Source organism: Mesobacillus maritimus (genome assembly GCF_023715205.1).
GTDB lineage: Bacteria > Bacillota > Bacilli > Bacillales > Cytobacillaceae > Mesobacillus_B > Mesobacillus_B maritimus_C.
The window spans coordinates 50,664-71,686 of record NZ_JAMBNR010000013.1; the positions used below are offsets into that span (position 1 = coordinate 50,664).

Consider the following 21,023-nt stretch of genomic DNA (forward strand, 5'->3'; position numbering starts at 1 on the left):
TGAAACGAAAGAATCCTGTGTTATAATGTAGTGGTTGTATTATGTAAAAATTAATCTATTTTACATTTAAACTGGAATATTTGCTTGTATGTTCAAGAGATATTCATCGCCGTAATGGTCATGATAATAGATTTGTTGGAGGGAAATGTATGTCAGCAAAATGGGAAAAACAAGAAGGGAACCAAGGGGTTCTAACATTCGAAGTTGATGCAGACAAGTTTAACGAAGGTTTAGACGCTGCATTTAAAAAAGTTGTTAAAACAATCAGTGTACCTGGTTTCCGTAAAGGAAAAATGCCTCGCCAAATGTTTGAAAAGCGTTTTGGTGTAGAATCACTTTATCAAGATGCTATTGATATTCTTCTTCCAGAAGCATACTCAAACGCAATTGATGAAACTGGAATCGAGCCAGTTGATCGTCCTGAAATCGATGTTGAACAAATCGAAAAAGGTAAGAGCCTAGTCTTCAAGGCAACTGTAACAGTTAAGCCTGAAGTGAAGCTTGGCGAGTACAAAGGCCTTGAAGTAGAAGCGTTTGATACTGAAGTTACAGACGAAGAAGTAGAAGCAGAATTAAAAACTCTTCAAGAGCGTCATGCTGAACTAGTTGTAAAAGAAGACACTGCAGCAGAAAATGGTGATACAGTTGTGATCGACTTTGAAGGTTTCGTTGATGGCGTAGCTTTCGAAGGTGGACAAGCTGAAAACCACTCTCTAGAACTAGGTTCTGGAAGCTTCATCCCAGGTTTTGAAGAAAAACTTGTAGGTGTAAAAGCTGGAGAAGAAAAAGACGTTGAAGTAACATTCCCTGAAGAATACCATGCAGCTGAACTTGCTGGTAAGCCTGCAGTATTCAAAGTGAAAGTTCATGAAGTAAAAGGCAAAGAACTTCCTGAGCTTGACGATGAGTTCGCAAAAGACGTTGACGAAGAAGTTGAAACTCTTGAAGCGTTGAAAGAAAAAACAAAAAATCGTTTGAAGCATGATAAAGAACATCAAAAAGAGCACCATGTACAAGACACTCTTGTTGAAAAAGCAGCAGAAAACGCTGAAATCGATATCCCTGAAGTAATGGTTGAAAGCGAAGTTGACCGTATGGTTAGCGAGTTCGAACAACGTCTTCAAATGCAAGGGATGAACCTTGAGCTTTACTTCCAGTTCTCTGGACAAGATGAAGCTGCTCTTCGTGCGCAAATGCAAGAAGATGCTGGGAAGCGTGTACGTGTGAACTTAACTCTAGAAGCAATTGCTCAAGCTGAAAACATCGAAGTAACAGAAGAAGATGTAAATGCAGAACTAGAAAACATGTCTTCTGCATATAATATGACTGTAGATCAAATTAAAGCTGCTCTTGGTGGAAACCTTGATGCAATTAAAGGTGATCTAAAAGTAAAAAAAGCAGTCGAATTCCTTGTGGAAAACAGTAAAACTGTTGCATAATAGAAATAACTAGAATAGAAACAAGGCGCGAAATATTCGTGCCTTGTTTTGTACCATCATGAGGGATTTTACATAGCCATAGCCATGGAGGACTAGCGGAGGTCTGATTCTGAAATTTCATGGTAATTAGCGAACAGCTGGTTGAATCGGCTCAATTTTGGTTAAGCTTAGTTGAGTACATATTATTTTTGCGGATCAGTTTTTTCACAATCTTTCCACGCTAAGTATTATTATTTCCTGTATTTTGGAAAAGTGTGATACAATGCAGTACATAATCGTAATAAATCGTTTTTATTAATGGCCAAATTGCACGTTCGCTTATGATCCGCTACTTGATATATGGTTCAGAAGTTTCTAAGGGGTGAAAAATTTTGTTCAAATTTAATGATGAAAAAGGGCAGTTGAAATGTTCTTTCTGCGGCAAGACTCAGGATCAAGTCCGTAAACTCGTTGCAGGACCAGGTGTATATATATGTGATGAGTGTATCGAGCTATGTACTGAAATCGTCGAAGAAGAATTAGGCACTGAAGAAGAAGTTGAGTTTAAAGATGTACCAAAGCCACGTGAAATTCGTGAAATTTTAGACGAATATGTAATCGGGCAAGACCAAGCAAAGAAAAATCTTTCTGTTGCGGTCTATAACCATTACAAGCGAATCAATTCGAACAGTAAAATTGATGATGTCGAACTAGCTAAAAGTAATATCGTCATGATTGGGCCAACTGGTAGTGGGAAAACGCTTCTTGCTCAAACGTTAGCGCGAATCTTGAATGTTCCATTTGCGATTGCTGATGCAACGTCGTTAACAGAAGCAGGATACGTAGGGGAAGATGTTGAAAACATTCTTCTTAAATTAATCCAAGCCGCTGATTACGATGTAGAAAAAGCAGAAAAAGGGATTATCTACATTGATGAAATCGACAAAATTGCTAGAAAGTCCGAGAATCCATCGATTACTCGTGATGTTTCCGGTGAAGGTGTTCAGCAAGCATTGTTGAAGATTCTTGAAGGTACAGTAGCAAGCGTTCCTCCACAAGGTGGTCGTAAGCACCCTCATCAAGAATTTATCCAAATCGATACCGGCAATATCTTGTTTATCTGCGGTGGTGCGTTTGATGGAATCGAACAGATTATCAAGCGCCGTCTAGGTCAAAAAGTCATTGGCTTTGGCTCCGATCAGAAGAAAGAAGATATCGAGGATAAAGACCTTCTTGTTAAGGTTCTTCCTGAAGACTTATTACGTTTTGGACTAATCCCAGAATTTATCGGTCGTCTACCTGTTACTGCGAGCTTAAATCAGTTAGATGAAGATGCACTGGTAGAAATTTTAACGAAGCCAAAGAATGCGCTAGTGAAGCAATATCAGAAGATGCTTGAGCTCGATGATGTTGAGCTTGAATTTGAAGATGACGCTCTTGTTGAAATTGCCAAATTAGCGATTGAGCGTAAAACAGGTGCTCGTGGACTTCGTTCCATTATTGAAGGCATTATGTTAGATGTAATGTTCGATCTTCCTTCAAGAGAAGACATTGTTAAGTGTATTATTACAAAGGATACAGTCCTACAAGTGAGCCCACCACAACTTGTGCTAGAAGATGGATCTGTTGATAATGGAGAACGCAATTCAGCATAATGAACAAGAAACCTGACATTTTAGATGTCAGGTTTTTTGCTTTTTATGAAAATTTTTTTGACTAGATATTTTCTGAGGGGATGTTATTTTTGACATGAATTCTTGTTTATTCCAACTCATTGCAGGAGATACTAAGGGAAAGCATTAGCATTAAGTCAGGAGGGAATCTGTTTTGAGTTGGACGGGGATTGCAATATTCGTACAGCTTTTCTTTGGAATCATCATAGGGCTGTATTTCTGGAACTTACTAAAAAACCAACGAACACAAAAAGTGTCAATAGATCGTGAATCGAAAAAGGAAATGGAACAATTGCGAAAGATGCGATCCATCTCTCTTAGTGAACCACTAGCTGAAAAGGTAAGACCGACTAGTTTTGAAGATATTGTGGGGCAAGAAGACGGGATTAAAGCCTTAAAGGCGGCACTTTGTGGTCCAAATCCGCAGCATGTGATTATTTACGGTCCTCCGGGAGTAGGGAAAACAGCCGCAGCACGGCTTGTCCTAGAAGAAGCGAAAAAGAATCAGAAATCCCCATTTAAATCTTCTTCTGTTTTTGTTGAGCTGGATGCCACGACAGCTCGCTTTGATGAACGGGGAATCGCAGACCCATTGATTGGTTCAGTCCATGACCCGATTTATCAAGGTGCTGGAGCAATGGGCCAAGCGGGGATTCCACAGCCAAAACAGGGGGCGGTTACAAATGCTCATGGTGGCGTTCTTTTTATTGATGAAATTGGTGAGCTTCATCATATCCAAATGAACAAATTGTTAAAAGTTCTCGAGGATCGAAAAGTATTTCTTGAAAGTGCTTATTATAATGAAGAAAACACTCAAATCCCTACGCATATCCATGATATTTTTAAAAATGGTTTGCCAGCGGATTTCCGTTTGGTCGGGGCAACTACAAGAACCCCGAGTGAAATACCGCCTGCGATTCGCTCGCGTTGTATGGAGGTTTTCTTTAGAGAGTTAACACAAGAAGAAATTTCGGAAGTGGCAAGAAATGCGGCTGAGAAGGTGAATTTAAACATCAGCGATGAAGCTATACAGGTATTGGCTTCCTATTGTCGAAACGGTCGTGAAGCAGTGAATATGGTTCAAATTGCCGCTGGTTTAGCCATCACAGAAGACCGTGATTATATCAAGGAAGAAGAAGTTGAGTGGGTAGTGCATTCCAGTCAGCTGACTCCAAGAATGGAACGGAAAATTAATGAAAAGGCTACGGTGGGTCTAGTGAATGGACTAGCCGTTCATGGGCCGAATACAGGAGCATTGCTGGAAATTGAAGTTACCGTTATTAAGGCAAAAGAAAAAGGTAGCATCAATATAACTGGCATCGTCGAGGAAGAAAGCATCGGTGGTCAAGGGAAATCCATCAGACGGAAAAGTATGGCAAGGGGATCGATTGAAAACGTCATTACGGTGCTGCGTTCAATGGGTGTCCCAGCTGATGAGTATGACATTCATGTTAACTTCCCAGGTGGCGTACCGATTGACGGACCGTCTGCCGGAATTGCAATGGCGACTGGTATTTACTCAGCCATCTATGAAATTCCAACCGATCATACTGTCGCAATGACTGGTGAAATTAGTATTCACGGCAATGTAAAACCAATCGGTGGCGTTTATCCAAAGGTCGAAGCTGCGAAAAAAGCTGGCGCTAAACGTGTCATCATTCCAAAAGACAATGTCCAATCTATTCTAAACGAAATCAAGGATATTGAGATTATCCCAGTTTCGCATCTATCTGAAGTCTTCGATTTAGCACTCGTTCGAGAGCCTTCCAATAAAGAGGAAATCCTAGCCTCTGCAGAATTAGAACATCGAAATAAAATGTTATCGGCAGCGTCTGAATTAGAAGATAAAAAAGAAAGTGTTTAATAAGGTTTCTAAGTTCCGACTCGTTGATTGAGGTCGGAACTTTTTTATGTGTGTGTTGCTAGGATTAGGGGATAGAAGATTGGGGAAGGGGTAGTCAAGGAGCGCGGGATGATGGATGGAAGAAGAAAAAGTGTAGTATGAAGGGTTCATGGAACGCGGGATGATGGATGGAAGAGGAAAAAGTGCCGCATGAAGGGTTCATGGAGCGCGAAAAGAGTATGGAAGAGGAAAAGGTGTCGCATGAAAATTTCATGGAACGCGAAAAGAGTGATGGAAGAGGAAAAAGTGTCGCATGAAGGGTTCATGGAGCGCGGGATGATGGATGGAAGAAGAAAAAGTGTCGCATGAAAATTTCATGGAGCACCCAAAAGCGTTGGCTAGTAGAAAAGGTGTTACATGAAAGTTTCGCGGAGAACAAATAAACGTTGGTTTGCGACAAAGGGTGTTTTTAGGGTTCGTGGGGCATGAAAAGTGTGTTGGTAGGAAACGAAAAAAAGCGTGAGCTAGCATCCCAAAATACGAGGAGGACAGGAAAAAAGGTAACGCAAGAGGTATCTTATCTAGCTTTCCAAAAACAGAGGAGAGCAAAGTGCCCAGCAGAAAAGACATCATATAAAGGATCCCCCTCTCGAAGCAAAAAGAATGTCTTAATCACAAATTGGTGATAAAATCATACTCCCTCTGATTTATTGAAGATTACCATCCGGTCTTTTAAACAATAAGAAGTCAAAACGGCTGAGATAAAAGACGAAACTCTGACATATTTTTAACAGGGATATCGGATACTAGTAAAGGACAATAAACATTGGGAAAAGTCTTCAAACTCTTGTCATTAGACACTCGAAGGCAAATAAGATAAAATTGAACAAAGAATCCATGTACTAAGGATACATGTGGAGGTGCTTAACATGGGGGAAAGTATTACCGTCCCATTACTACCGCTTCGGGGCCTTTTGGTTTATCCGACAATGGTCTTACATCTCGATGTTGGTCGTGATAAATCTGTTCAGGCTTTAGAAAAAGCGATGGTAGAAGATCATTTGATTTTTCTGACCACGCAGAAAGATGTCTCGATTGACGAACCGACGGAAGAAGACCTATATAAAATGGGAACTCTGACAAAGGTCAAGCAAATGTTGAAACTTCCAAATGGAACAATTCGTGTTCTTGTGGAAGGTTTAAAACGTGCAGAAATCATTGAGTTCATTGATGAGGAAGATTCCTTTTCTGCTACATTGAAAACATACGAGGATCGCGATACAAAAGATGTTGAAGATGAAGCATTAATGAGAACGATGCTCGAGTATTTTGAACAGTACATAAAAATGTCTAAGAAAATTTCAGCTGAAACCTATTCATCTGTAACGGATATTGAAGAACCAGGGAGAATGGCTGACATTATCTCTTCACACTTGCCTCTGAAACTCAAGGAGAAGCAGGAGATCTTGGAAATCCTAGATGAAAAAGAGCGTATGAACCGTGTGATCGAAATTATTCATAACGAGAAAGAAGTACTAAATCTCGAAAAGAAAATCGGTCAACGCGTAAAACGTTCCATGGAAAGAACGCAGAAAGAATATTATCTTCGCGAACAAATGAAAGCCATTCAAAAAGAACTTGGTGACAAAGAAGGCAAAACAGGAGAAATAGCGGAGTTAACTGAGAAAATTGAAAAAGCTGGCATGCCGGATCATGTAAAAGAAACAGCGATGAAAGAGCTTGATCGCTATGAGAAAGTACCAGCAACTTCAGCAGAAAGCGCCGTTATCCGCAACTACATTGATTGGCTCGTTGCTTTACCGTGGTCTAACGCGACAGATGATGATTTAAATATTAAAAAAGCAGAAGATATTTTAAACGAGGAACATTACGGCTTAGAAAAAGTAAAAGAACGTGTCCTAGAATATTTAGCGGTTCAAAAGCTAACGAATTCTCTAAGAGGACCAATCCTATGCTTAGCAGGACCTCCAGGGGTGGGGAAAACGAGTTTGGCGAAAAGCATTGCCAAATCGTTAAACCGCAACTTTGTCCGTATTTCTCTTGGTGGGGTACGGGATGAATCTGAAATTCGCGGTCATCGTCGGACATATGTAGGGGCAATGCCTGGTCGAATTATTCAAGGTATGAAAAAAGCAGGAACAGTCAACCCTGTCTTTCTTTTAGATGAAATCGATAAAATGTCCAGCGATTTCCGAGGTGATCCTTCTTCGGCAATGCTTGAGGTATTGGATCCTGAACAAAATCACAATTTTAGCGATCATTATATTGAAGAAACCTATGATTTATCGAATGTAATGTTCATCGCAACGGCTAATAATCTAGGTACGGTTCCTGGTCCATTGCTTGACCGAATGGAAATCATTACGATTGCTGGTTATACCGAGATTGAGAAAGTGCATATTGCCAAAGATCATTTATTGCCAAGACAGGCGAAAGATCATGGTTTATCAAAAGCACAATTGCAGATCCGTGAAGAGGCTTTAATGGAAATCATTCGTCGTTATACGCGTGAAGCGGGAGTCCGTTCCTTAGAACGGCAACTTGCTACGATTTGCCGTAAAACGGCGCGCATCATTGTTTCTGAAGAGAAAAAGCGGGTTGTAATTAGTGAAAAGAATGTCGTGGATTTCCTTGGAAAGCCTCGATTCCGCTATGGAGAAGCAGAGCTAGAAGACCAGGTAGGGGTAGCGACTGGTCTCGCCTATACAACGGTCGGAGGCGACACGTTGCAAATCGAGGTTTCGCTTTCTCCAGGGAAAGGGAAATTGGTGCTTACCGGAAAATTAGGCGATGTCATGAAAGAATCGGCGCAAGCTGCGTTTAGTTATGTTCGTTCAAAAACGAAAGAACTTGGCATTGATGAAGATTTCCATGAAAAGTTGGATATTCATATTCATGTTCCTGAAGGAGCAACGCCTAAGGATGGTCCATCCGCAGGGATTACGATTGCAACAGCGCTCGTTTCAGCTCTATCTGGCAGACCGATTCGTCGTGAAGTAGGGATGACAGGAGAAATCACGTTGCGTGGTCGGGTCCTTCCAATCGGCGGTTTAAAAGAAAAAACATTAAGTGCGCATAGAGCAGGTTTAACGAAAATAATTCTACCGAAAGACAATGAGAAGGATATTGATGATATTCCTGAAAGTGTTCGGGACCAGCTGGAATTTGTGCTTGTCTCACATGTGGATGAAGTTCTGAAACATGCTCTTGCCGAAGGAGTTCGTCAATGAAAGTAACATCAGCAGAAATTATTATTAGTGCAGTTCGACCAGAGCAATATCCTGAAGGAGACTTACCAGAGTTTGCACTTGCCGGCCGTTCCAACGTCGGCAAGTCTTCTTTCATCAATAAAATGCTCAATCGCAAAGCGTTAGCGAGAACCTCTTCGAAACCAGGGAAAACACAAACATTGAATTTCTTTTTAATTAACGAAATGGTCTATTTTGTCGATGTTCCTGGTTATGGTTATGCGAAGGTTTCGAAAAAAGAGCGTGAAGCATGGGGAAAGATGATTGAAACGTACATCACATCTAGGGAACAATTGAAAGCTGTGATTCAGCTTGTTGATTTACGTCATCCACCATCAGCGGATGATAAAATGATGTATGATTTTCTGAAGTATTACGAAATTCCGGTCATAATCGTTGCGACCAAAGCGGATAAAATTCCAAAATCGAAATGGCAAAAACATATTAAAATCGCAAAAGAAACGCTTGAGTTTGATCCAGAAGATGAATTAATTCTATTCTCATCTGAAACAGGTGAAGGAAAAGATAAAGCATGGAACATCCTTCAGGCTTATATGAACAGATAACAAGATAGTTTTTGTAGATTTTAACGTGTTTCAAGCTATTTCATAGGTTGGACGTTTTTCTAATAATGTTGGATCTATAGCTTCAAATTACTTTATATATAACAAAAAACCTGATGCTAACGTGCATCAGGTTTTTTGTTTGTTTTAGAAGTCTTTATAATTCTATTTCCTTTTAAAAAACAATAAATAAATTCCGATGAGCACGAGAGCAATTGGCCAGAAATTCCATAGGGCAGCTACGCCGCTTTCCGTTGTTTCTAGAAAAAGGGTAATTTGGTCATAAAATAACAAGAGTGCGGCAAGGATAAGAAAGAGGATGCCGTGAAACAATCCTGCTCCTGTTTTTTGGTAACGGAGAAGAAACGCGAGAGCTATAATTAAAATAAAGGCTCCTAAGTGGTCAGGCCAGACCTCAAGATGGTTCACAATATGTAGATGTACACCAAAACCAAAAAGAATGACACCGGGTAGGATGGAGTCAAAAACTTTCCCACGATAACCATGAACCAAAAAGGCAATTCCAACAATGGCCATTAAGGTCGGCCATGAAAAAAACTGCTCAAAAAGTACAAGGTCGATTTGTTGAAAATAATAATATATTCCAAAACCAATTAAAATGATTCCTGGAATGATGTTTTGATTTTTCATAATTCACCGCCTTCGGTTTGCCTTACTTGAATTTATGTCGAAATTTTGATACGGTACATATGGACTAGAACTTTTTGTAACGTGTTCATCTTATTATTTAACCAGAATCATCATTATTCTGGCAATGCTTTTCAGTGAATTAAGCTGGTAGGATTTGCTAGACAGTTTTCAAAGGATGTTCACATTTATTAAAAGTTTATTAATTACTTAGATGTTATAATGAAATTTAGATGAAAAAATAAAGGTGTCATTTTTTGTTTGGGGGTGTCGAGTTACAATGCATATCATGGTCGTTGGCCTAAACTATCGTACAGCACCTGTTGAAATTAGGGAAAGGTTAACGTTTGATGAGAATAATTTAAAGGATGCCATGCAGACGCTTCAAAACAAGAAGAGCATTCTAGAAAATATCATCATATCAACCTGTAACCGTACAGAAATCTATGCTGTAGTCGATCAGCTTCACACAGGTCGTTATTATATAAAAGAGTTTTTAGCTGAATGGTTTGGGATTGAGCAAGCGGAGTTCTCTCCATACTTATTTGCTTATGAACAAGACGGAGCAGTGGAACATTTATTTAAAGTCGCATGTGGATTGGATTCCATGGTCCTTGGGGAGACTCAAATCCTTGGGCAAGTGCGTTCAAGCTTTTTTATCGGACAAGAAGAAAAGACCACAGGGACAGTATTTAATCATCTGTTTAAACAAGCTATTACGATTGCGAAACGTGGTCATTCTGAAACAGACATCGGAGCGAATGCGGTGTCCATTAGTTATGCAGCCGTAGAATTGGCAAAGAAAATTTTTGGTTCGTTAGACAACAAACATGTTCTTATTCTTGGAGCAGGGAAAATGGGTGAACTTGCGATCCAAAACCTTCATGCCAACGGTGCAGAAAAGGTCACAGTGATTAACCGTACGTATCAGAAGGCTGAGGATTTAGCGAATCGCTTTGCTGGTGAAGCAAAGACATTGAAAGAACTTCAATGTGCGCTCGTGGAAGCGGATATTTTGATTAGTTCTACTGGTGCGAAGGACTTTGTTGTCACTAAAGATATGATGTCAACGGTAAATAGCTTGCGAAAAGGAAAGCCACTATTTATGGTTGATATTGCCGTGCCTCGTGACTTGGATCCTGCCATTGCAGATCTTGAAAATACATTCCTATATGATATTGATGACCTTGAAGGAATTGTAGAGGCGAACCTTCAAGAGCGGAAAAAAGCTGCTGAGAAAATTATGTTAGACATTGAAGAGGAAATTGTTTTATTTAAACAATGGCTGAATACCCTTGGCGTTGTTCCTGTAATCTCTGCACTTCGTGATAAAGCACTTGTCATCCAAAAAGAAACGATGAGCAGTATTGAACGTAAGCTGCCGCATCTTTCTGAGCGTGATATCAAGGTGTTAAATAAGCATACTAAGAGCATCATTAATCAGTTTCTAAAAGATCCGATTCTACTTGCGAAGGAAATTCCTTCAATGAAGGATTCAGAAGAAGCGCTTGATCTCTTTGTGAAAATCTTTAATATCGAGAATCAGGTGGCGGAACAAAAGGGTTTGAAAACAGTCGATGAGAAGCAGACGGTTGTGCAGAAGGTTCCTCGAGCTTCTTTTCAATCGTAAGTGAGGTTTTGCCATGTCTGAGCTTTTTATCACCCGCTTGCATGAGTTAACCATTGTCATTTATGCAGCAAGTGTCTTTTTATATTTTATTGACTTCCTTAACCGTAACCGGAAGGCAAACCAAATTGCCTTCTGGTTACTTGCATTTGTATGGCTTTTGCAAACGCTTTTCCTAATTGGTTATATGTATGAAACGGGGCGTTTCCCTGTCTTATCCTTATTTGAGGGGCTCTATTTTTATACATGGGTTCTAATCAGTTTGTCACTGATTATAAATAGGTTGATGAAGGTCGATTTTATCGTATTCTTTACGAATATGCTTGGGTTTATCATCATGGCGATACATACATTCGCTCCGCCACACAATGAGTCCAATGTTATTTCGGACCAGCTAGTTTCGGAGTTGCTGCTAATTCATATCGTGATGGCGATTTTATCATATGGGGCTTTCTCTATTTCTTTTGTATTTTCATTGCTCTATATCTTGCAATATGAGCTATTGAAGCGAAAGAAATGGGGGAAGTTATTGTGGAGAATTACGGATTTAACGAGACTAGAGAAAATGTCGTATGTTTTAAATGTCATTGGAGTCCCACTTCTTTTATTAAGTCTGATTTTAGGTTTACAGTGGGCTTGGATTAAAATTCACGATTTTGTCTGGTTTGATTCAAAGGTAATCGGTTCATTCATCGTATTAGCAGGATTTAGCACCTATTTATATATGCGCGTCGGCCTCGGAAAACAAGGCAAGGCGCTCGCACTTTGGAATATTGGTTCGTTTTTAATCGTATTAATAAACTTTTTTTTATTTGGTCAATTATCATCTTTCCATTTCTGGTATGAGTAATAAGGAGGCTCTTCATGAGAACAATCATAGTAGGATCAAGACGTAGTAAGCTAGCATTAACGCAAACCAACTGGGTTATCAACCAGTTAAAAGCACTAGGAGCACCATTTGAATTTCGTGTCGAAGAGATTGTGACCAAAGGCGACAAAATCCTCGATGTTACCCTCTCAAAGGTTGGTGGGAAAGGCTTGTTTGTTAAAGAAATTGAACAAGCAATGTACGACAAGCGGATTGATATAGCGGTTCACAGCATGAAGGATATGCCTGCCGTTCTTCCAGAAGGTCTTATGATTGGTTCAATTCCGGAACGAGAAGACGCACGTGATGTACTGATTTCAAAGGGAAACCTTTCACTATCCGAGTTGCCTAGTGGTGCAGTGGTTGGAACAAGCAGTTTGCGTCGAAGTGCACAGATTCTTTCCGAACGTCCCGATTTAGAAATTAAATGGATTCGCGGCAACATTGATACACGGATGGAGAAGCTTAAATCTGGTGAATATGATGCGATTATTCTTGCTGCATCAGGGTTAAAGCGCATGGGTTGGGCTCAGGAAACGGTTTCTGAATTTATTGACCCAGATCTTTGTGTTCCAGCAGTTGGCCAAGGTGCGTTAGCCATCGAATGTCGTGAAGATGACAAAGAACTTTTAGAATGGCTGGAAAAGTTCACTTGTCAACAAACGGCATCAACTGTTTATGCGGAACGAGCTTTCCTTGCTAAAATGGAAGGTGGTTGCCAGGTACCGATTGCAGGCTATGCAACGATGAATAGTAAAAATGAAATCGAATTAACGGCACTTGTTGGTTCACCAGACGGAAAAGTCATTTACAAAGAAATGACAACAGGTTCGGACCCAATCGAAGTGGGTGAGCGTGCGGCCGCTGAATTAACAAAACAAGGTGCGAAAAAATTAATTGATGAAGTGAAACAGGAGTTGGACTCAGAATGATTTCGGCTCCTCCGCTACAAAATAAGCATGTATTAATAGCTAGAGGAGCAAAACAGGCAAAATCTTTTTCAGAATTAGTTAAAAAGCTTGGAGGGATTCCGGTTGAGATCCCTCTGATTGCTTTTCGCCCTGTTCCTGAATCTGCGGAGTTAGATGCTGTATTAAAAGAGTTACATACCTATGATTGGATTGTGTTTACAAGTAATGTCACGGTTGAAACGTTTCTAGCGCGCTATCAAGCGGGAGGAGATTTCCCGAGGATTGCTGTCATTGGGGAGAAAACGCGAGAAACGCTGGAACAGCAAAACTTTCACGTTCGTTTTACCCCTCAAGAGTATGTAGCGGAAGGGTTTGTAAAAGAGTTTCTTCCACATGTCTCAAAAGGAATGCGAGTGTTAATCCCAAAAGGGAATTTAGCACGAGACTATATTGCTTCTGCGTTAAAAAAGCAAGGTGTAATCGTGGATGAAATCATCATCTATGAAACATATATGCCAGAAAATAGTCGCAGCATGCTTGCGCAAATGTTAGCTGAAGATAAGCTTGAAATTCTCACGTTTACAAGTCCTTCGACGATTGATCATTTCATGAACATAGTCAAAGACTATCAGTTAGAATCGAAACTAGAAGATTGTACTATTGCTTGTATTGGCCCAATCTCGCAAAAGAAAGCCGAAGAATATGGACTACCTGTACATGCATGTCCATCAACTTATACGGTTGAGGAAATGATGAAGAGTGTCGTTCACTATTTAAACCACGTAAAAGAATAGGAGAGTTTGAATATGAGTCAATTGGAGTTCTCACGTCACCGTCGTTTACGTACTAGTGCTTCTTTACGTTCATTAGTACGCGAAAACTTTTTGCGTCTTGAAGATTTAATTTATCCGCTGTTTATCCTTGAAGGAGAAAACAAGCGTGAAGAAGTTCGTTCAATGCCTGGAGTATTCCGGGTTTCGATGGATAATTTAAAGACGGAAATGGATGAAATCGTTAGTCTTGGAATTAAATCTGTATTGCTGTTTGGAATTCCAGATGAAAAAGATGCCTGTGGAACAGAAGCGTATCATGATCACGGGATTGTCCAAGTGGCTACACGCTACATAAAAGAGCATTACCCTGAAATGATTGTGGTTGCGGATACTTGTCTTTGTGAATACACAGACCATGGTCATTGTGGCTTAATTGAAAATGGCGATGTTGACAATGATTCTTCGCTAGAATTATTGGTTAAAACCGCTGTGAGTCAAGCTGAGGCTGGCGCAGACATTATCGCTCCATCTAATATGATGGACGGTTTTGTGGCAGCGATCCGCGCTGGATTGGATGAAGCAGGTTTTGAAAACATCCCTGTGATGTCTTATGCAGTTAAATATGCTTCAGCCTTTTACGGACCGTTCCGTGATGCCGCTGATAGCACACCGCAATTTGGTGACCGGAAAACGTATCAAATGGACCCAGCCAATCGCCTAGAAGCGATGCGCGAGGCAGAGTCTGATGTGAAGGAAGGAGCAGACTTCCTGATTGTGAAACCAGGAATGCCTTACCTTGATATCGTTCGTGATGTGAAAAACAATTATAACCTTCCAGTAGTGATTTACAATGTGAGCGGTGAATATTCCATGGTGAAAGCTGCGGCACAAAACGATTGGATTGATGAAAAAGCAGTGGTTATGGAAATGCTAACAGGAATGAAGCGTGCCGGTGCAGATTTAATCATCACTTACCATGCAAAAGATGCAGCTCGTTGGCTGAAAAAACAATAAAACCTGAAAAGAGGGAGTACTTGATGCGATCATATGAAAAATCCATTGCAGCATTTGAACAAGCAAAAAACTTAATGCCTGGCGGCGTTAACAGCCCTGTTCGTGCGTTTAAATCGGTCAATATGGACCCGATTTTTATGGAAAGAGGAAAAGGCTCAAAAATCTATGATATCGATGGCAATGAATATATCGACTATGTCCTTTCATGGGGACCGCTAATTCTTGGTCATTCTAACGACCGTGTGGTTGAGGCGCTTAAAAAAGTTGCTGAAAATGGCACAAGCTTTGGTGCACCAACTGAAATGGAAACAAAAATGGCTGAGCTCGTAATTGAACGTGTGCCTTCCATCGAAGTTGTACGCATGGTTTCTTCTGGTACAGAAGCAACGATGAGTGCACTTCGTTTAGCACGTGGCTATACAAGCCGTAATAAAATCCTTAAATTTGAAGGTTGTTATCATGGTCATGGAGATTCCTTGCTGATTAAAGCCGGTTCTGGGGTCGCTACGTTAGGTTTACCGGATAGCCCGGGAGTTCCTGAGAGTATTGCTAAAAATACAATTACGGTACCATACAACGATCTTGAGAGCGTGCGTTACGCGTTCGAACAATACGGCGACGATATTGCTGCTGTCATTGTAGAGCCGGTAGCAGGGAATATGGGCGTAGTTCCACCGCTTCCAGGTTTCTTAGAAGGTTTGCGTGAGGTTACAAGCGAACATGGTTCTTTATTGATTTTTGATGAAGTCATGACAGGCTTCCGCGTAGGTTATAACTGTGCGCAAGGTCATTTCGGTGTGACACCGGATATAACTTGCCTAGGAAAAGTAATCGGTGGCGGCCTTCCAGTTGGTGCATTTGGTGGAAAGCGTGAAATCATGGAACAAATCGCTCCAAGTGGGTCAATTTATCAAGCAGGAACATTGTCTGGGAACCCACTAGCAATGACGGCTGGATACGAGACATTGACACAATTGACACCTGAAACATATGAGCAGTTCAAGACGAAAGGTGACATGCTTGAAGCGGGCATTAAAGCTGCAGCTGAAAAATACGACATCCCAGTATCGTTCAACCGTGCAGGCTCAATGATCGGCTTCTTTTTCACAAACGAAGATGTCATCAATTATGAAAAAGCAAAAACCTCAAACCTTGACTATTTTGCGAACTATTATCGCGAAATGGCAAATGAAGGGGTATTCTTGCCACCATCTCAATTCGAAGGCTTGTTCTTGTCCACTGAACATAGTGACGAAGACATCCAAAAAACCATTAGTGCTGTTGAAAAAGCATTTTCAAGGCTTAAAGGATAAGCAATTGATAGAAAACCCACATTTTCGAAAGGAGGTGTGGGTTTTTTGTGTGGGATGGGGTTGCTGTTGTTGGTAATTTGTGATTTGGGGGACTTACGGGTCGGTTACTCTACTCTACGTTTTTTGGATTTGCTCTACGTTTTGGCCCAGTTGCTCTATGAAACTAATTGTTTTCTCTACAAAAACGATGATTTACTCTATAAACTGGAAAATATGTAAACCGCCACCGCCACCATCCCAGCCAGACTCCCACACCATATAGAACCCTCATCGAATATCCACGCTGGCTAAAGTTTCCTTTAGATAGGATTTTAATCATAAACCCTTTTTTTCATTCATAAAGTGTAAGTGACATAGTGATTTTATGCGTCTGAAATGAAAGGAGGAGTCGCTTTGTCCACGGAAAATCAATCATGCCTGCGTTTTTCCCTTGAAGAATCCGTTTGGTTTCAAAGAGGACAGGAAGTCGCAGAGCTTATCTCCATTTCGCTCGATCCAGATATAACCATCCAAGAAAACGATCAATATGTGACGATTAAAGGTTCGCTAGAGTTAACTGGCGAATATAAATGCCCAGAACAAGATGAGGAAGAGATAGGTTCTTCACCATTGAATGGACGTCAAGTACACTCTATTCAGGAACGGGAAGAAGAGGGAATCCTCGAATTCCGGCACCAGTTCCCAGTGGACATTACTATTCCGCAAAACCGGATTCAAAGCATCTATGAAATCGACATCACTGTTGAGTCCTTTGATTATGATTTTCCTGAACGAAACAGCATGAAACTAACTGCTGAGCTTGCCATTACAGGCCTGTATGGAGAGCAACAACATGGAAGTGACGTAGAGGTAGAGGAAGAAGAAAGTGCCTCACCAGTTGAAATTCCTGATCTTGAGCCGCTCTATCGTCAAACTGCTACAGCAGAAGTTGAAACTGAAACGCAAGCCGAAATTGAAACACCTGCTCAAGCATCACATGAGCCTGTCGAGGTTGTGTCTCAAGAAACAGAACATGCGGAAGATCCGCCATATAAGGAAATTTCTTTTGTTTCACAGTCTGAGGAACAAGAAGAAACGAAAAATCAGGAATCAGCTGGACTCTATGAGCCTTTTAGAGCAGAGGCGAGAAAGGAGCCGCAACCAGTGGAAGAAAATAAGTCTGAACCAGTACTTAGTCGGCAGGCACAGGAAGAAGAGGAACAGCAGGAGCCAGTTGCTTCTACACAGCAGGCGGAGGGTGTAGAAGAACGTGAAGCAGTAGCTCAGCACAACAATGTAACTGAGTTACCGGTTTCTGCAGTTGAATCAGAATTAGCGCTAGAAGAACGAGCTGAGGCAGAAGTAGATGAGGTGGTGCAACAGGGGCCAATCATTAATGAAAAAGCAAAAGTGGAAGAAACTGAGCTAGAGGAAAGCTCAAGTTCATCCTCATCAGATGAAAAGCCAAAGAGTAAAAAGTTTTCGAAAAAGAAAGGCCTTTCGATTGCGGAGTTTTTGGCTAGAAAAGAAGAAACAGAGGTAGCGAAGCTAAGAGTATGTATTGTCCAGCATGATGATACGCTCCAACAAATTGCCGACCGTTATGAAGTATCTGTCCAGCAACTAGTGAATTTAAATAATCTTGGTCTGGATGCAAACGTCTCGGAAGGTCAGGTGTTATATGTGCCTGCTGAGTATGTTGCCGGAAAGTAATGTCTAGTTATCTTGAGTGGGAGAGCAGGTTTATGTAAACCTGCTCACCTGTTTTTTGGGCTATAACGACAGCAGCCTAACAGAATTTTATTCCGGCTGTTCATCGTTAGCATATAAAGCCGATTTATCTTTTGGAAAATGGTAAACTCGTTACACTGAAAACCCTATAGCTCATTTTAAAAGTGAGGGAAGGATTTTACCGAATGGCTGCTCTGAAAGCGAGTGAAAAAGATGAATAACGATCATGCACTGGCAGAAACAGCATATATCCTGAAAAACTATGACATTAGGCCTTATTATATCGAGGAGTTTGGGAGAATAAAAAAGGTTTATGCCAATTCGGGTACGTATGCGTTAAAAACAATTGATCCCCATTATGGAATTGACTTTATCCGCCAGGTCCAATTTTTATATCAAAAAGGCTATAACCGAATTGTCCCAATTTATCCGACTCAAGATGGACGATACGCGGTTTATGAACGAAATAATCTGTATTATTTGATGCCTTGGTTACCGAATGATGAAAAAGAAGACCGTGCGGAGCGCCCTGTGCAAATGTTTCGCGAACTGGCGCGGATGCACACGATTTCTTCACGTGAACTTGAAATCAGTCAAGAAGCACGGGAAGAACATTATGAAAAAACGATACGGCAATGGGAAAAAGATGAAGAATTTTTAGAAGGATTTATTGAAACTTGCGAGAATGAGTGGTATATGTCGCCGTTTCAGTTGCTGTTTTGTTTGTATTACAACAACATCCGGCAGGCGATGGGGTTTGCCAAACAAAAGCTGGAAGACTGGCGGGAGAAGACGAAGGATCAAAAGAAAGCGCGTATGGTTCAACTGCATGGAAATCTATCAACGGAGCATTTTCTTTATGATGACAAAGGATATGGCCATTTTATTAATTTTGAAAAAGCTAGAACCGGTTCGCCGATTCATGACATCTTGCCCTATTTATCTCGTTATTTAAAATCAAGACCGAAACAATCAGATGAAGCGGTCGAATGGGTGAGTACGTATTTTCGATATTTTCCGTTGAAGGAGGATGAACGCCTGCTGTTTCTAAGCTACCTAGCTTATCCAGCTGGATTGCTACGAACAGCGGAGGCCTATCATATGCAAAAGACGAAATTAGATGAACGAAAACAAGTACAAAAGCTTCAACGCAATTATTGGCACTTAAAGAATACAGAATATGTGGCAATGAGATTAGAAGAAATTGAGCGCCAAAGAAAAGCGGCACTCGAGGAAGCCAAACAAAAAGCAGAACAAGAAGGAGCCCAAAGTTGAGTAATCACTTGGGCTCCTTTTAGATAATTTGCAGGTGAATCGCGACGGCTAAAAAAATAATCAGCGCAAACAATAAAACATCAAATCCAGTTGGAAAAATCAACGTTCGAATACCTTGAAACACGCTAATTGGAACCATAAACTGAGCACATACAGCCCTTATGCTTTTCAACCATTTCGGATAAGAGTAGGGATTATAACGTTTCTTCATGACAGGTATCCTCCCTTGGGATGCTTTTTTTTATGGTATGAAAAGAGAAGGAAATTGGTGCCTAGAGGGCTTATATATACTTATATTCTTCCAAAATTAGGTTGAACTGATTGTGGAGGGATGTCATAATAAAAAAGTCATAGGTATATTGTCACTGAAGCGGTCTTTTTTTAACTTGTGCAGAATGCAAAAGGAGTTTTTTCGATGTTTTGGTTTTTATTGTTATTCCCGCTGTTAATCTATCCTTGGGGATTTAACCCATACTATACTCTGCCCAAAACGGCATATTTACAAATCTTTGTTTTAGCAGCATGGCTTTTCATTCTATTAAAACAGAAATATCGACCTAGTAATCTATCACATCGTAATTTTAAGCTGGAAGCGCTAATTGCGGGGTTTATCGGATTAGCCGTACTTTCAACCATCTTCTCTGTAAATCCCCAATTATCGCTGTATGGGGCTGAAAAACGGTACGAAGGGTTATTAACAATCTTTTGTTATGCTAGTTTATTTTTATTTTCATACCGATTTTTGAATGAAGAGAAAATAAAACGAATACTAAATGGTATGGTGAGTATTTCCATAGTTGTTTCTGTTTACGGAATTCTTCAGCACTTTTTAATAGATTTTTTACCTAGAAACAGTGGAAAACTAAATTACGACCGGAGCTATGCGTTTTTTGATAATCCTAATTTCTTTGGCTCTTATCGGGTCTTAATGATTATGCTTACGACTACCTTTTATTTAACCGTAAACTCTAAAAAATTCTTAGTTTTTAATTGGACCGCAGCCTCACTCGCTTTTATTGCTTTGCTTTATTCTGGTACGAGAAGTGGCTGGGTCGGAGTCTTTTGTGGAATTCTGTTTCTGTCTTTCTTTGTTGTCTTAAGGAGAAAGGCCCTTTGGAAAAAATGGATTACTTTATTAGCCTCGTTCGCACTTATTGTGGTTGTTGTGAATACTACTGAAAATGGAAGTTATGAACAGAGAGTAAGTGCATTTATTTCGGACTCCTATCAAGTGATCTCTAATCAGAGCACAGGCCATGAAGGCTCTTCACGATTGTTCATTTGGCAAAAATCGCTTACGCTCATTCCTGACGATGTTTGGTTAGGAACAGGACCGGATACTCTGGGTGAAGTTTTCCCAGCATCCGAGGAAGAAAAGCAACTCTATCTAGGAAATCCTAAAATGATAGTAGACAAAGTACATAACGAATATTTACATATAGCGGTAACAATGGGAATTCCAGCTTTAATTCTATACCTAAGTATCTTATTTATTGTGGTGCGCAGGGCATTTCAAGCAGCAAAAAAAGCAGAAAATGAACACCGGATTTTTCTCTTTGGCTTACTATCTGCAATATTTGGCTATCTTGCTCAAGCATTTTTTAATATCAGTGTTGTCACTGTGGCGCCATTCTTTTGGTCACTCCTTGGAATGACCTTAGCGCATTCGATTTATCTTCTTGGTAAAAATAAAGAAAAACAAGAGGATGAAAATGAGGTTTTAACCAAAACAGCTTGATTTCCTTGTTTTAAAATTCAGTAAATAGGTTTAAAGGTAAAAATTTTGGTTATCATGATTGACGTCTAGAACCTTTTTTGGGTACTATATCTAATATATTGTAAATAAATTATTTAAAGCATAGACAGGGAAGAGTATAATGAAGCCAGCTTCAAGAGAGGAAAGCCAGTTGCTGTGAGGTTTTCTAAGCGTGGTCCATTAGAAGGTCGCCCTCGAGCTTCTCCTAGGAACAGACGTGTGTCTTAGTAATAGGAGACGGGAAAACCGTTATCTTGTTGAGAGCCAGTAGGGAAGTGTCCTTTCATACTGGAAAAAAGGTGGTACCGCGAATCGCACTCCATTCGTCCTTTTATTAGGCGAATGGAGTTTTTTATTTGCCG

The 21,023-nt window shown here is 40.4% G+C and carries 16 protein-coding genes and 1 other annotated feature; of the genes, 14 read left to right on the forward strand and 2 right to left on the reverse strand.

Annotation, left to right across the window (positions count from 1 at the left end; translation table 11 throughout):
- Window positions 1-149: 149 nt before the first annotated feature.
- From tig to yihA, 5 genes are all read left to right on the forward strand, one after another.
- Window positions 150-1,439 (forward strand): trigger factor, encoded by a 1,290-nt coding sequence (tig, locus tag M3182_RS18020; protein ID WP_251431207.1) that lies wholly within the window; start codon window positions 150-152, stop codon window positions 1,437-1,439.
- A gap of 371 nt (window positions 1,440-1,810) precedes the next feature.
- Window positions 1,811-3,073 (forward strand): ATP-dependent protease ATP-binding subunit ClpX, encoded by a 1,263-nt coding sequence (gene clpX, locus M3182_RS18025; protein ID WP_251431210.1) that lies wholly within the window; start codon window positions 1,811-1,813, stop codon window positions 3,071-3,073.
- Window positions 3,074-3,245: 172 nt separating this feature from the next.
- The gene (gene lonB / locus M3182_RS18030; RefSeq protein WP_251431213.1) at window positions 3,246-4,955 is read left to right on the forward strand and encodes an ATP-dependent protease LonB; all 1,710 of its coding nucleotides are present in this window, start codon (window positions 3,246-3,248) and stop codon (window positions 4,953-4,955) included.
- Window positions 4,956-5,863: 908 nt separating this feature from the next.
- The gene (lon, locus tag M3182_RS18035; protein ID WP_251559360.1) at window positions 5,864-8,185 is read left to right on the forward strand and encodes an endopeptidase La; all 2,322 of its coding nucleotides are present in this window, start codon (window positions 5,864-5,866) and stop codon (window positions 8,183-8,185) included.
- Window positions 8,182-8,769: a ribosome biogenesis GTP-binding protein YihA/YsxC gene (yihA, locus tag M3182_RS18040; RefSeq protein WP_251431220.1), complete on the forward strand. Its 588-nt coding sequence runs from the start codon at window positions 8,182-8,184 to the stop codon at window positions 8,767-8,769. The genes lon and yihA overlap by 4 nt, the downstream gene beginning before the upstream one ends.
- Window positions 8,770-8,931: 162 nt before the next feature.
- Here the strand turns inward: yihA and M3182_RS18045 are convergent, their stop codons facing one another.
- On the reverse strand, window positions 8,932-9,417 hold the full coding sequence (locus tag M3182_RS18045; protein WP_251431223.1) for a LiaF transmembrane domain-containing protein: 486 nt from the start codon (window positions 9,415-9,417) through the stop codon (window positions 8,932-8,934).
- 277 nt (window positions 9,418-9,694) lie between these two features.
- On the opposite strand from M3182_RS18045, the gene hemA reads away from it, so the two are divergent.
- The 8 genes from hemA (at window position 9,695) to ysxE (ending at window position 18,905) form a co-directional block, all read left to right on the forward strand.
- Entirely contained in the window at window positions 9,695-11,044 is a 1,350-nt protein-coding gene (gene hemA / locus M3182_RS18050; protein WP_251431226.1) for a glutamyl-tRNA reductase, read from the forward strand.
- Between the two features lie 13 nt (window positions 11,045-11,057).
- Window positions 11,058-11,891, forward strand: a complete 834-nt coding sequence (locus M3182_RS18055) for a cytochrome C assembly family protein (protein ID WP_251431229.1) — start codon at window positions 11,058-11,060, stop codon at window positions 11,889-11,891.
- Window positions 11,892-11,905: 14 nt separating this feature from the next.
- Window positions 11,906-12,841 carry a hydroxymethylbilane synthase gene (hemC, locus tag M3182_RS18060; protein ID WP_251559362.1) on the forward strand — a complete coding sequence of 312 codons (936 nt, stop codon included), beginning with the start codon at window positions 11,906-11,908 and terminating at the stop codon, window positions 12,839-12,841.
- Window positions 12,838-13,614: a uroporphyrinogen-III synthase gene (locus M3182_RS18065; RefSeq protein WP_251431234.1), complete on the forward strand. Its 777-nt coding sequence runs from the start codon at window positions 12,838-12,840 to the stop codon at window positions 13,612-13,614. The genes hemC and M3182_RS18065 overlap by 4 nt, the downstream gene beginning before the upstream one ends.
- A 12-nt stretch (window positions 13,615-13,626) precedes the next feature.
- Window positions 13,627-14,607: a porphobilinogen synthase gene (gene hemB / locus M3182_RS18070; protein WP_251559366.1), complete on the forward strand. Its 981-nt coding sequence runs from the start codon at window positions 13,627-13,629 to the stop codon at window positions 14,605-14,607.
- 23 nt (window positions 14,608-14,630) lie between these two features.
- Window positions 14,631-15,920, forward strand: coding sequence for a glutamate-1-semialdehyde 2,1-aminomutase (gene hemL, locus M3182_RS18075; RefSeq protein ID WP_251559458.1), 1,290 nt, complete (start codon window positions 14,631-14,633; stop codon window positions 15,918-15,920).
- Between the two features lie 393 nt (window positions 15,921-16,313).
- Window positions 16,314-17,612 carry a stage VI sporulation protein D gene (gene spoVID, locus M3182_RS18080; protein ID WP_251559368.1) on the forward strand — a complete coding sequence of 433 codons (1,299 nt, stop codon included), beginning with the start codon at window positions 16,314-16,316 and terminating at the stop codon, window positions 17,610-17,612.
- 231 nt (window positions 17,613-17,843) lie between these two features.
- The gene (gene ysxE, locus M3182_RS18085; RefSeq protein WP_251431246.1) at window positions 17,844-18,905 is read left to right on the forward strand and encodes a spore coat protein YsxE; all 1,062 of its coding nucleotides are present in this window, start codon (window positions 17,844-17,846) and stop codon (window positions 18,903-18,905) included.
- A 19-nt stretch (window positions 18,906-18,924) separates the two neighbouring features.
- Here ysxE and M3182_RS18090 read toward each other — a convergent pair whose 3' ends face one another.
- Window positions 18,925-19,116 carry a YszA family small membrane protein gene (locus M3182_RS18090; protein WP_251431249.1) on the reverse strand — a complete coding sequence of 64 codons (192 nt, stop codon included), beginning with the start codon at window positions 19,114-19,116 and terminating at the stop codon, window positions 18,925-18,927.
- A gap of 204 nt (window positions 19,117-19,320) precedes the next feature.
- Between M3182_RS18090 and M3182_RS18095 the strand changes: the two genes are divergently transcribed.
- Window positions 19,321-20,643 (forward strand): O-antigen ligase family protein, encoded by a 1,323-nt coding sequence (locus tag M3182_RS18095; RefSeq protein WP_251559369.1) that lies wholly within the window; start codon window positions 19,321-19,323, stop codon window positions 20,641-20,643.
- Window positions 20,644-20,755: 112 nt separating this feature from the next.
- Window positions 20,756-20,995, forward strand: a binding site (T-box leader).
- Window positions 20,996-21,023 lie beyond the last annotated feature (28 nt).

What these genes read in the sequence shown, in the direction of transcription:
- tig (WP_251431207.1), top strand. Translation starts at nt 150, where the DNA reads ATGTCAGCAAAATGGGAAAAACAAGAAGGGAACCAAGGGGTTCTAACA.
- lon (WP_251559360.1), top strand. Translation starts at nt 5,864, where the DNA reads ATGGGGGAAAGTATTACCGTCCCATTACTACCGCTTCGGGGCCTTTTG.
- yihA (WP_251431220.1), top strand. Translation starts at nt 8,182, where the DNA reads ATGAAAGTAACATCAGCAGAAATTATTATTAGTGCAGTTCGACCAGAG.
- M3182_RS18045 (WP_251431223.1), bottom strand. Translation starts at nt 9,417, where the DNA reads ATGAAAAATCAAAACATCATTCCAGGAATCATTTTAATTGGTTTTGGA.
- hemA (WP_251431226.1), top strand. Translation starts at nt 9,695, where the DNA reads ATGCATATCATGGTCGTTGGCCTAAACTATCGTACAGCACCTGTTGAA.
- M3182_RS18055 (WP_251431229.1), top strand. Translation starts at nt 11,058, where the DNA reads ATGTCTGAGCTTTTTATCACCCGCTTGCATGAGTTAACCATTGTCATT.
- hemC (WP_251559362.1), top strand. Translation starts at nt 11,906, where the DNA reads ATGAGAACAATCATAGTAGGATCAAGACGTAGTAAGCTAGCATTAACG.
- M3182_RS18065 (WP_251431234.1), top strand. Translation starts at nt 12,838, where the DNA reads ATGATTTCGGCTCCTCCGCTACAAAATAAGCATGTATTAATAGCTAGA.
- hemB (WP_251559366.1), top strand. Translation starts at nt 13,627, where the DNA reads ATGAGTCAATTGGAGTTCTCACGTCACCGTCGTTTACGTACTAGTGCT.
- hemL (WP_251559458.1), top strand. Translation starts at nt 14,631, where the DNA reads ATGCGATCATATGAAAAATCCATTGCAGCATTTGAACAAGCAAAAAAC.
- ysxE (WP_251431246.1), top strand. Translation starts at nt 17,844, where the DNA reads ATGAATAACGATCATGCACTGGCAGAAACAGCATATATCCTGAAAAAC.
- M3182_RS18090 (WP_251431249.1), bottom strand. Translation starts at nt 19,116, where the DNA reads ATGAAGAAACGTTATAATCCCTACTCTTATCCGAAATGGTTGAAAAGC.
- M3182_RS18095 (WP_251559369.1), top strand. Translation starts at nt 19,321, where the DNA reads ATGTTTTGGTTTTTATTGTTATTCCCGCTGTTAATCTATCCTTGGGGA.